At 36.2% G+C, this 12691-nt stretch carries 9 protein-coding genes; 4 read left to right on the top strand and 5 right to left on the bottom strand.

The genetic code is table 11. From position 1 onward, the window contains the following. Window positions 1-27 precede the first annotated feature (27 nt). The 3 genes from QNJ66_RS04880 (at window position 28) to purQ (ending at window position 4049) form a co-directional block, all read left to right on the top strand. Window positions 28-3000: a DUF3962 domain-containing protein gene (locus tag QNJ66_RS04880; RefSeq protein ID WP_300503576.1), complete on the top strand. Its 2973-nt coding sequence runs from the start codon at window positions 28-30 to the stop codon at window positions 2998-3000. 90 nt (window positions 3001-3090) lie between these two features. After that, window positions 3091-3369, top strand: coding sequence for a phosphoribosylformylglycinamidine synthase subunit PurS (gene purS, locus QNJ66_RS04885; protein WP_300503578.1), 279 nt, complete (start codon window positions 3091-3093; stop codon window positions 3367-3369). Beyond that, window positions 3366-4049 carry a phosphoribosylformylglycinamidine synthase subunit PurQ gene (gene purQ, locus QNJ66_RS04890; protein ID WP_300503579.1) on the top strand — a complete coding sequence of 228 codons (684 nt, stop codon included), beginning with the start codon at window positions 3366-3368 and terminating at the stop codon, window positions 4047-4049. The genes purS and purQ overlap by 4 nt, the downstream gene beginning before the upstream one ends. A gap of 128 nt (window positions 4050-4177) precedes the next feature. Here purQ and QNJ66_RS04895 read toward each other — a convergent pair whose 3' ends face one another. The 4 genes from QNJ66_RS04895 to QNJ66_RS04910 all read right to left on the bottom strand — a co-directional run bounded on the left by QNJ66_RS04895 (window position 4178) and on the right by QNJ66_RS04910 (window position 10398). After that, window positions 4178-5743 (bottom strand): NAD(P)H-quinone oxidoreductase subunit N, encoded by a 1566-nt coding sequence (locus QNJ66_RS04895; RefSeq protein ID WP_300503580.1) that lies wholly within the window; start codon window positions 5741-5743, stop codon window positions 4178-4180. 99 nt (window positions 5744-5842) lie between these two features. After that, window positions 5843-6136, bottom strand: coding sequence for a DUF5132 domain-containing protein (locus tag QNJ66_RS04900; protein ID WP_300503581.1), 294 nt, complete (start codon window positions 6134-6136; stop codon window positions 5843-5845). Between the two features lie 242 nt (window positions 6137-6378). After that, window positions 6379-6669: an RNA-binding protein gene (locus QNJ66_RS04905; protein ID WP_300503583.1), complete on the bottom strand. Its 291-nt coding sequence runs from the start codon at window positions 6667-6669 to the stop codon at window positions 6379-6381. Between the two features lie 219 nt (window positions 6670-6888). After that, window positions 6889-10398, bottom strand: a complete 3510-nt coding sequence (locus QNJ66_RS04910) for an AAA-like domain-containing protein (RefSeq protein ID WP_300503585.1) — start codon at window positions 10396-10398, stop codon at window positions 6889-6891. Window positions 10399-10552: 154 nt separating this feature from the next. On the opposite strand from QNJ66_RS04910, the gene QNJ66_RS04915 reads away from it, so the two are divergent. Further along, window positions 10553-12106: a hypothetical protein gene (locus QNJ66_RS04915; RefSeq protein WP_300503587.1), complete on the top strand. Its 1554-nt coding sequence runs from the start codon at window positions 10553-10555 to the stop codon at window positions 12104-12106. 7 nt (window positions 12107-12113) lie between these two features. On the opposite strand, the gene QNJ66_RS04920 is transcribed toward QNJ66_RS04915, so the two are convergent. Continuing rightward, on the bottom strand, window positions 12114-12650 hold the full coding sequence (locus QNJ66_RS04920; protein WP_300503589.1) for a hypothetical protein: 537 nt from the start codon (window positions 12648-12650) through the stop codon (window positions 12114-12116). Between the last annotated feature and the right edge of the window lie 41 nt (window positions 12651-12691).

The following is a 12691-nucleotide window of genomic DNA, read 5'->3' on the forward strand; positions in this document are numbered from 1 at the left end:
CAGTTCAATTTTATTTAGAGAAATATTATGGCCAAAAAAAACAATTCTAATGTCGCTTTACCTGCCCGTATGAACTTAGCAGAAAACGCATTTACGGATTTAAAAATTGCTGTATTAATGTTTCCGTTTTCCAAGGAAGTTCAGGATTTTTGTAACGATATTCAGAAAGTATTACGTAATAATAAAAAAGTTTATGCACCGTATCGTCAATTAAATAATGGTTTACTTACTTGTAGTTCAACTCTAACTTATGGTTTTGAATATTTAGAAACCATTAATTCTGTTCCTAAATATCGGGCGTTAGCAGTTGGTAAAGCGGAAGAAATTTCAAATAAACTTCCAAAAGAAGAAAAAATACAGGATCTCATTTACACTTGGGCTATAACCTGGACACAGCAATATACAAATAATACAAAAGGTAATAAAGACGAGATTAAAACAGCGTGTGATCGCTTTTTAGATGCTATAGATAATATTCCTGAAGATTGGCAATGGGAATATATCGAACCAGAAAAATTAATTGAAGATATTAATTCAAATAACGGTTTAGGATATCAAGCTATTCCTAGTTTACTCGCCACTTTATTACACGAACAGATAATTACGATAAAGTTAAAAGATAGAGAACAAAAAATTACCTGGCGAAAAGTACAAGGTGGTGGTTCGAGTAAAACAGGATTACATTTAGTTAGTCAATCTTTCAAAGCAAACTATATAGACGACAGCGAAAAAGAAAAAGAAGGTTATTTTGCTTATCGTCTAGATTTTCATGTACAAACTCAAGCAGGGAGATTTAATAATACAGATCATTTAAAACCTTGGATATTTTTACACCTAAGTTGTCAAAGATATGCTCACGAACCTTTAGTAAATGCTAATCATGGACGAGATATTTCTATTTTAATGGCTGTAAAAAATGCACGTATAGATAACTATCCTGTTGATTCAACTTTAGTTAAATTAACTGTTCAAAATAATGACAAGAAACTGTGGCAAAAACAACTACCAGATTTATTGGCAGAATTTAAAGCGCGTCCCCTAATCGAACCACAGGATATATTAAATAATCCTGCTGAATATGGCAATTTAGATAATGTAGAAAATTGGAATAAAGACGAATATTATATAATTCATACTGAAGGATATAAATACAAAGAAAAAGAACAAAAAGGTAGGGGACACGGACATAATATTGATACAGGTTTTAGTTTAAAAGAACGGGCAGATATTACCAGTAAAGTTTTGGAAATTTTAGACGGTGTATTAATTCCAGATAAACCAATGGAATGTGATGATATTAAAGCACCAACTGGTCAAAAAATGCCTTTAGCAATGCGTGATTATGATTTTATAAGTAAGGATTTATATTTTTCACCTGACAAGCGCAAAAAATTAGGGGTAGAAGAAGTTGTCAAACAGAAACAAGAGGATTTAGAAAAGAGAAAAACTATTATCAATAATAGTTTTCTTCGTTCATTAAACAATAAACCAATATATCTATTTATAATTTATCAAGAAGAACATAATAAAATATTAGTTCGTCAACAGTTACGAGAATCATTATTATTAGAAGAAACGGATGAATTTCCAGAATACTTAATTATAGAAGATGTTTTAATAGACGATGAAACTCTTTTAGAGAGAATACCTGTAAATGGATTACCTTCTGTTAATAAAGATTTTGATGAAGAAATTAAAAAAGGACATAATAAAAAACGGAAATTATGGCAAAAATTTCTTCAAAAAAATATCTTATCGTTAGTAAATTATAAAAATAATGCTAATATTTTTGCTATCATAGAAATTGGAAAAACTCAAGTTAAAGGAATACATCCCAAACAAAATATTCGTGGTTCAGTTAGAGAAGCTTGTGTATTAGAAAATATCAATTCTCAAATGTTACAAACAATTAAACCGACTAAGAAAGATAATACAGTTTATAGTCCAGAAAATAGAGGCAAAACATTAAACGCAGTTTTAGATATAACCTTACGCCAAACAGGTACTTTATATGGTTTACCTTCAGAAATTTATCAAGCAGCAAAAATACCAGAAAATATTGTTTCAAAATTAGATATAATTGCTTTTTGTCGAATAAAGAGAAATAATTATATTGATAAGACTCCTTTTCAATATGCGATCGCAGTACGTCTCAGCGCAGCAGGAACAGTAGATGTTGTACTTCCTAACCATAAAAAATGGATTCCTTATTCTAAAGCAGGAATAGAAATAGGGGAATTATTTTATAAAGCTAGAAAAAAAGATTATAAGAGTATAGAAAAATTACAAATGAAAGGTGGAGATTTAGTAAAATTTGTCGCTGATACTTTAGTTAACTATTTAGAAAATCCTACTATTACTTTAATTGAAGCAGATGTTTGGCGTAACGAACGTAGTAAATACAACAGCAATAATCAAGCTTGGTTTCAATTAAAAAATGAATATTTATTAGAACAGCGAGATATTTTGAATTTTAGCGATGTTTCTGGTCATAATCTTAAATATAAAAGAGATGATGAAAGATTAAATAATTTATTGGGTGTTATTCGTCTTCGTAGTGGTAACGAAACACCTCAATATGTTACTAATAGACAGGGATGGGATGAAGATTCTGAAACTAAAGACTTCACTCAATTAAGTGGTTTTATAGACAAAACTATTCCAGAATTATTACATTATTTTTCCATCGGTAGAATACCAGAAACTCAAAAGAAAAAACAAAATACACCCACTGCGAGAAATATGAGTAAAATAGAAAATGAAGGTGTTACTTATGCAGCTAATATTGCTTACAAACATCAGAAAATGCTCGAGATGCTACCCTTTTTTATTCGCCATGATTTACAAATAGAAGAAAACATTACATCACTTTGTCGAGTCGTTCACTATTTAAGAACTTCCCCCGCATTTACCAAAGGTAATATCAGTCATCCGTATCCCATGCACATAGGAAACAAATTAATCGAAGATATGTTATGTATTCTGGGTTTTGATGATTAATTGAAATTAGAGATCAACCCTAAAAAATATGCTCTAATCACCCTCAATTATAGATTATTATAAAAAATATAGCTTAATCACTGACTGCCAATGTCTCAAGAATACCATTGTCGCATATATGTCACCCTCAGACCGTCGGTTTTAGATCCGGCTGGTGTTGCAGTACAATCAGGACTACATCAGCTAGGATACGAAGGTGTGGAAAAAGTAAGAATAGGGAAGTACATTGAGCTTACCATGACCGCAGAAGATCAAACCCAGGCCGAAACCCAAGCCGATGAAATGTGCGATCGCCTTCTGGCCAACCCTGTGATCGAAAATTATTGTTATGAAATCACTGCATTAGAAACCAGTGGGAGTCATTCATGAAGTTTGGAGTTATTGTTTTTCCTGGATCAAACTGCGATCGCGATCTAGCAACCGTTACAGAAGGATTACTGGATCAACCCACGCGCATGATCTGGCATCAAGACACGGATATCAGCGATATTGATGTTATGGTCATCCCTGGAGGGTTTAGTTACGGTGACTATCTCCGTTGTGGTGCGATCGCTCGTTTTTCCCCTGTGATGCGATCGCTTATCGAACACGCTAACCAAGGTAAATTAGTATTAGGTATATGTAACGGGTTTCAAGTATTGACGGAAGTGGGTTTATTACCAGGGGCCCTTATACGCAACCGAGATTTACATTTTATCTGCGATCGCATTCCTGTTAGGGTAGAAAATAATCAATTACCTTGGACAAAAAAATATACCCCTCAACAAGTCATTACACTCCCGGTTGCCCACGGAGAAGGACGTTATTATGGGGATGAAGAGACAATCAAAGGGTTAGAAGATAACCAACAAATTATTTTTCGCTACTGCAACCTATCGGGAGAAATAAGCGAGGATACCAACCCCAATGGTTCCCTTTCTAATATCGCAGGAATCAGCAATAAACAGGGCAATGTCTTGGGAATGATGCCTCACCCAGAAAGGGCTTCTGATCCCCTTACAAGGGCGACAGAAGGGCGGATCTTATTTGAAGGATTACTTGCGAGTTGAGTTCGGAGTTAGGAGTTCGGAGTTCGGAGTTCGACTTTTTTCCATGAGATAAATTTCCTTATATCGAACTCAGGTTTGTAAGTTGATCAAGTAGTAAGTAGTGTGGGCAATGCCCACCCTACTGAAAATTATGGGTTAATGTTAGGGGAAGGAATTTCTACTTGAGAAATACGAGTATTAACCACCGACGATTGCAAAATAGGGGTACTGGTGACAGAATTGTTAGCTAAAGTAAACAGAGGATTAGATAAAATACCTGCTAGAGTAGTAGCAATAACCGATAACACTAAGCCCACTTGTAAAGGACGCATTCCCTCTAAACTCCACTGAATCTCGGGATAGTTTTTCACAGCATCAGACATCTCATGGGGTTCTTTTACTACCATCATTTTCACCACACGTATGTAATAGTAAATAGAAACCACACTGGCCACTAACGCCAGTATCACTAGGCCATAAAGTCCAGCTTGCCAACCGGCCCAGAACAGATAAATCTTACCAAAAAATCCGGCCAGAGGAGGAATACCCCCTAAAGATAGTAGACAAAGACTTAACCCTAAAGTTAAGAGAGGATCTTTTTGATAAAGTCCTGCATATTCACTAATTTGATCCGTTCCTGTGCGTAGGGAGAACAAAATCACTCCACTAAAAGCCCCTAAATTCATGAACAGATACACCAATAAGTAAAACACCATGCTAGAGTATCCTGCATCGGTTCCGGCGGTTAAACCGATCATCACAAACCCTGCTTGGCCAATGGAAGAATAAGCTAACATCCGTTTCATGCTAGTTTGGGTCAAGGCTACCACATTCCCCAAAACCATACTGAGAATAGCTAAAGCAGTAAAAATTAAATGCCATTGATCCACAATGGAAGCAAAAGCAGTTACCAGTAAGCGAATAGCTAAGGCAAACCCGGCCGCTTTCGAGCCAACGGAGAGAAAGGCAACTACCGGAGTTGGGGAACCCTCATAGACATCGGGAGTCCATTGGTGAAAAGGAACAGCAGAAATTTTAAAGGCAATACCTGCAATAACAAATACTAAAGCGATGGCCAGTCCCAATGAAGAACTACTATCACTGAGGGAAATTTTTTCTGAGATGGCATTAAGGGTAGTTTCTCCCCCGGATAAGCCGTATAGTAAAGAACTACCGTAGAGGAAAATAGCTGAACTCGAAGCTCCGATCAACAGATATTTTAAGGCAGCTTCGTTAGAACGGGGATCACGCTTCATGTATCCTGTCATCAGATAAGAAGAGATACTCAACATCTCCAAAGAGATGAAAATCATCACCAACTCATTGGCCCCAGAGAGGAACATTCCTCCCAAAGTAGCCGTTAACATGATGGCGATGAATTCCGCCAAGGATGTTCCCGTCTGTTCTACGTAGCGAATAGACATGAGAATGGTGACAACAGTTGATAAGGCGATAATCCCACGAAAAACAATGCTTAAATTATCCCCATCAAACGCCCCGAGAAATCCCAAGGTATCAGGGCTATCCCAAGCCCGATAAAGGGCAAATACAGCGGTCAATAAACCTGCGATCGCGCCGTAGGGTAGCCACATTCTGGCATTACGACCCCCAATGAGATCGCCAATGAGAACCAGCATCAAGGTAATGATAACAATTCCTTCTGGTAGAATTGTCACCGCATTTAGTTGACTGGCAATGTTACTAGAAAAGTCCATAGGTTAGTTAATAACAAAGTTTTGGCAAGACACCATTAGATTAACAAAAATGTTGCAAGAAGTCCTATAATCCTAGGTTGGGGATCAATTTTTTAAGAACTAATCTTGATTTACATTAGATACTTGGCCTACGGAGGTTGGGAGAGCGTTTTTTTCAGCTTGTTCTGCCAAGACTTCTGCTTTGGCTTCGGCGATAATATCTCCCATAACTTCCCCTGCTTCTGCTAAAGTTCCCTTAGTTTTTTGGTAAAGAATGACCCCTGTTTTTACTGTTGCTTTGGCCACAGGTTTGAGTAAGGGGATCACAATAGGGGTTAATACTAAAGCTCCTATTCCGATAGCAAGGGTACGATTAGGATTTTCTTGATAAGCTTTTTTTAAGGTTTCTAACATCGATTTTTCCTCATGGATGGAGTATTTGAGTTTCTGTTTATTATTATATGGTTAAGACCTATAGTAATTGAGATGCTTAACAGCTTATCTAACTCCGAACTCCTAAAACTAGAAAACTGTTTACCTCACAAGTATGGGAACTACTAAAATTACTTCCTTTTGATCAGAAAAAACACGCTTTTGTGAGGACGAAAAGCGCGAAGAATTAACTAAACTATAAATGCTTTTTAAGCAGTATGTTACTAAGAAAAACTTCTCTGCTTATTAGGGAAACTACCACGGCCTGAGTTCTCGCGAGGTTTTGCTTTATTGACTCTCATCTGCCGTCCCATCCAGTCAGCCCCGTCTAGAACTTCGATCGCAGCCTCCTCTTGCTCATCGCTCTCCATTTCCACAAAACCAAAACCTCTGGGTCTTCCTGTTTCGCGATCTGTGGGTAAGGAAACCCGTTTAACTGTACCATATTCGCCGAAAACTTCTGTTAAATCATCTGAGGTTACATCATACGATATGTTGCCTACATAAATTGTCATGGGATATCTCCAAAATAGATTAGAAGGTTAGGAGAGAATCAACTAAAATTTCGGAAGTACACCAGGCGATATAGACAGGAACGAACCAATTACTAATCATAACCAATGCTGAAACCGAACTCGAAAAACTCTCAATCATTATATACCCTAACATAGCCTGGTCAGCTTGGGCAGTGTAAACCCCTATATTTTGTTACAAAATGAAATATTAATATTAAGTTAAGGATTTTTTTGTCCCATTAGAAAAGAACAACTCGATAATTTTTGCTGTTCGGGGGGATGGCTAATTAAATAATCTTTTAACCAGTGACATCCTTGCTCTAATAGTAAACTTAAGCGGGCAAATTCTGATTCTAAGGGCCACATTTTTACTGTGCCATCTCTGGCTACTGTCAGGATAGTTTGATTATCGGGGCTAAATTTTACACTTTCCAGGGATTCTTGATGACCTTTCATCTTTGTATGTAGCTTTCCTTGTTGATCCCATAATCTTACTGTTCCATCTTGAGAGGCTGTGATAAAATACTCTCCATTGGAACTAAAACTCACACGAGAAATGGGGAATAAATCGCTTTCTAAGGTCTTGATTAATTCTCCTTTTGTATCCCACAATTTGATTGTGCTATCTTCGGATACAGTTGCTAAATAGTGGTTATTTGGGCTAAAACTTAACCAGTTAACTGCTTTTTGATGTCCAGATAATGATTTTTGTAAGTTGCCTTTTAAGTCCCATGTTTTTACTGTTCTATCGGCGGATGCTGTGGCTATTTTTGCATCGTTTTCATTAAAAATAATATGGTTAATGGTATCTTCATGAGCTTGAAATTTTTTAATTAATTGGTATGGCTGTTTTTGTAGATCCCATAATTCCACTTCTCCTGAGCGATTGGCTAAGGCTAGGGTTTGGCTATCAGAACTAAAATCAAGGCTATAAATTCGTACATTATTGTCCCTTAATTTTCCTACTAAATTTCCTTGCAAATCCCATATTTTTACCACCCCATTATTAGCAGTTGTTGCTATTATTTGACCATTAGGAGAGATACGAATGGCATTAATTCCACTCCCATGTGCCTCAAATTTAGCTAGTTTGTTTCCCTGTAAATTCCAAACATAAACTTGACCGATTTCATTGGCGAGTGCTAATAATTTACCATCCTTAGAAAAGTCGGCACTGGTAACATACGTATCTAAGGTATTAAAGCCATTATTAAGGGTTGCTTTGATAGCCCATAATTTAACTTTTCCATCACTTGAAGCAGTGGCTAATTCTGTGCTTTGATTATTCAAAGCTACATCATAAATAGGATCTTGATGTCCTTTTAAAACTGTTATTTCTTGTCCCTGGTTACTCCAGAGTTTAGCGGTTCCATCACTAGAACCACTGGCTATCCAGTTGCCATCTTGACTAAAGACAACACTATTGACTAATTGTTGATGACCATTCAAATTTAAGCTCAAATTTCCTTGTTTATCCCAAATTTTAATGCTTCCATCTCTAGCCCCTGCTGCAATACGTTGACTATCGGGGCTAAAACTAATACTGAACAAAGGTGTTGCTTTTTCTTGTAAAGTTTTCCTTAAATTTCCTTGATTATCCCATAATTTTGCGGTTCCATCCCGTGAGGCCGTAGCAATGTGTTGACCATCGGGACTAAAAGCAACGTCATCCACCGATTTTGTATGACCTTTCAACACTATCAGAGTATTTCCTTGTTTATCCCAAATTCTAGCCGTATTATCCCGTGAGGTGGTGGCGAGACTTTGACCATCGGGACTAAAGGTAACGCTATAAACGGAGGCATCATGACCTTTAAGCAGGGCTAGTTGTTTTCCTTGTAAGTTCCAGATTCTAGCTGTGTTATCCTGTGCAGCAGTGGCTAGAGTTTGGCTATCGGGACTAAAGGCTACCCCATAAATATTGCCTTCATGGCCGGTTAAAACAGCTTTTTGTTGTCCTTGTTGGTTCCATAAACGAACGGTCCCATCACTGGAAGCTGTGGCTATCCATTGACCATCGGGACTAAAGGTAACACTATTGACGGCATCTTGATGGCCAATTAATTTATTTTTTTCTTGGATACGATTAAGAATTTGTTCTAGGGCAGAAATGGGGCTAGTTGCAGGATAATCTTCTAAGAGTCTTTCATCTTTGACAATATTTTTTAATTGTTGATTAGCTTCTATTGCTGATATTAATCCATCTAATTGTTGAAATTCAAATTGTCGCCAAGCACTCTCACCCATTTGTTCCAATTGAGTTCCTATTTGGGCTTCTTTTTGTTTCTGAAATGCTATTCTAGCTTGGGTAAAGGCAATGGTTGCACCTACTAGAGACACACCTAAAATTGCTATTCCTAGGCGAATCATTCGTTGAGCTTTTTGGTTAGCTCTGGTCAAAATATCATTGGCTTGTTGTTGAGCTTTGAGATTAATTTCTGCTTGCCGTTTATCTAAGTTTTGACTCTCGGTTAAAAATCTATAATCAAGATCACTCAAACTTTTATCCACTGCCCAACTTAGAGCATCTTTGAGTGCTTTTCCCCTTAATAAGCGAGAATCATCTTCATAGTGAGAATTCATCCAACCTGTTAACATTTCAGAATAAGGTCTAATTTTTTCTAATTCCTTTTTAACCCATTCTTGATTAAAAACAGATTGATATATTTTATTATAAGCTACTAATTTACCATCTTTTTTAACTACTAAACCAGATAGTCTTAATTCTGTTTGTTCGGGACTTTCATCACTTTTCAAAAACCCTCTTTGCAAAATTTGTTGATACATTCCCAATAGTCTTCCTGCTTTTCTTTCCTGCCTAAAAATTCGCTCTCTAATGGTTTTTAGGTGAACAGGTTCGTCATGGGATTCCCAATTTTCAATAATAAATTCTCTGACAAGTTTATTGACCCATTCTTTTTCTTGACCAGGACCAATAATCTTAGTTTGAGTTAATAGTAAATCACAAACTTTTTGGGTTAAAAAAGGTTGGCCTCCTGTCCAGTCTAAAATTGTCTTAAGAACCTCTTGGGGATTGTTCGTAATAGGCATTAAACCCCGGGCTAAGGGTTCCATTTCTTCTGGAGTAAAACCAGTTAATTCAATGGGAAAACCGATATTAAAAGGGGTTTGGGTTTTATCTTTAATTAAATCTGTTGGGGTGGCAACTCCAAATAAAGAAAATACTAATCTGTCAAATTTTGGGTTTTCTGCTCTTTGATTATAAAAGAAACGAATTACGGAAAAAAAATCATCTAGAGAAAAATTTAAACTAAGAATCTTATCAATTTCATCGATAAAAATATAAACCTTTTCTCCCCGACAATGAACCAGTAAAACCTCTTCTAAAAATTCACTAAATTTTTGAATTCCTGATAATTCTTCTCGTTCTCTCAGCCAAACTTTTAAGTTAACTTTGCCAATTAAATTAAAGCCTAAAAATAACTGTGTTATAATCCCGCTATACCATTGTTTTTGACTAATATCACTGCCTAAACTGGTAATATCCACAGAAGCACAACTCATTCCTTGTGCTTGTAGTTGGTGCATTGCACGCACTCTTAAACTTGATTTTCCCATTTGACGACAGTTAAAAACATAACAAAATTTACCTGCTGTTAACGCCTTTAATAGAGTTTTATCTGCTTGTCTTTCTACATAAGTGGGATGGTCAAAACCTAGACTTCCACCCACTTTATAGCTATAGGATTTTTCAATATTGGCAGTCATTATTAATAATAATTAGTTGTCCGGTGTGAGAATTTTAAAAAATAGCTAATCTCTAATCCTAGTATAAGATATAAAAGTTTAGACTTCCTAGACAAATAAGAAAGTTCCTTTATAATAAGTTTAGTAAAATTTTTACAGGTGGTGTGATTCTTCTATGACAATAACAAAAGTGTCTTCGGTTTCTCAAAAACAATTTTTGCGTCCTCGTCTCTGGTTTGATAAAATCATGGCTTTGATAGTCTTAGCCAACTATACATTAGTAATTTTTGATTTAAGTTACGTTCCTTTACGAGATTTTTTAGTACAGGAGAGAATTACTTGGTCTATAAAAATTGGTACATTTGAAAGACAAATTAACCTATTACCTATACCTCCTCGTTTGTCAAACTTCATTACTCAGTATGATATTATCAAAGGGATTGAGCCTTATCGAGATACTGCTCAATATTTACGAAGAGTAGAAGATTTGAATGAAGCAGTTAATCAACTTATCAGTCAACAAGCATTTGCAGATTCTGACTTAATAGAAACTGAAAAGTTACAACAGAATATTGAGACAATATTAGCTGATATTAGGCAAAGAAGTGTGGCAATGGTGGAACAAAATCCTTTTCAAATAGCCAATAAAACAGGGACATTAGAACGCATTAAAAATAAGATGCGAAGACACGTTTTTGATAACGAAGAAAGTTCTGCCAAAGAGTCTTTTAGGAAGTTTTGGAGTGCTGAAAATTTTCAACAAAATGGTTGGCGAAACGAGCTTAATTTTTTCGACCAAGAGATTGCTCCTTTAATTGCAACCAATTATTTTCGTCCTGTGGGAGAAAGTGGTGAACCTTTTGATAATTTTGGCTTAATTGATACCCCTTTCTTTATACTATTTTTAATGGAATTTTTAGCAAGAACATGGTTCATTAGTCGTCGTCATACAGGGGTTAGTTGGTTCGATGCTACCTTATGGCGTTGGTACGATATTTTCTTGCTTATCCCTATCTTTCGTTTCCTGAGAATTATTCCTTTAACTATTCGTTTAGACGAAGCAAACTTAATTGATTTTAAAGCAATTAAAAAACAAGCTAGTCAAGGATTTGTAGCTGGAATTGCTCAAGATATTACAGAAGTTGTTATCATTCAAGTTGTAGATCAAGTTCAAGGAACTATTAATAATGGAACCATTCGTGAAGTTCTAATTCAACAAAATACCACTCAATATATTGACATTAATGATGTCAACGAGACCTCGGAATTAGTGAAACTTATGGCCAACTTAATCATTAATAAAGTTCTTCCTGAAATTCGTCCCGAGGCCGAGCAATTTTTACGCTATAATGTGGAGAAAGCTTTAATTCAAACCCCTGCCTATCGAGGTTTAGAAAACCTGCCAGGGATTAAAACGATGCAAAGCCAACTAACAGAAAGATTAGTGTCTCAACTCTATCAAGGTTTATCCGTTGGACTGCAAGGACTATTAATAGAAGATGCAGAATTCGATCGACTATTAGAAAAGTTAGTCGAGAAGTTTAGTACATCTTTAGGCGACGAATTACAAGCAGAACAGAGTATCGAGCAAATCGAATCTTTACTCAATGATTTATTAGAAGAAATCAAAATTAACTATATTCAAAATCTCTCCCAAGAAAACATTGAGAATATTCTAGAACAAACTCGCTCTCTTCGCCAACAAACACCAGTGACTCGCTATAAATAATTGAAGTTTAATGTAACTGGTAATAACCCAGTAATCCTAAAGCAAACCCACCTAAACATATAAGGATTAATAGCAACATCACTAACCACTGAGCATACCCTAGTTTTTGTAACTCCAATTTAGCTAAAATAGCAGCAGAAAGTAACAAAAGAATGCGGGAAAAATATCCAATCCAACGAATCATGACAACCGCAACAAAAGACCATAATAAAACTGCGACAATAGCTTTAGTATCTGATTTAAAGCTACTACCAAAAACAATAGTTATAATAGCAACAGGAGCAGCCAAACTAGCGGTTATTAGTAAGACCACTCCTGCTGCTAGAACATGAAGTAGCAAGAAGATGGCATCTTCTCTTAAAACCCATCCCCAAGCTTCTCCTTGATTCGTGAACCAATGACTCCAGGTGATAGCAGAACTCCCTACATACCAACCAAAAGTACCATAAGTCACGATAACAATGGCTAAACACAAGAAGGGAAAACTAATCAACTTTCCCATCCCGTCTTTGTTATCAAGATAGCGTTCAGGTGAAAAACCCATAAATAGACTTACCGTGTCTCTTTACTGCTATTCTATTCTAG

It is taken from the genome of Crocosphaera sp. (assembly GCF_030064895.1).
GTDB lineage: Bacteria > Cyanobacteriota > Cyanobacteriia > Cyanobacteriales > Microcystaceae > Crocosphaera.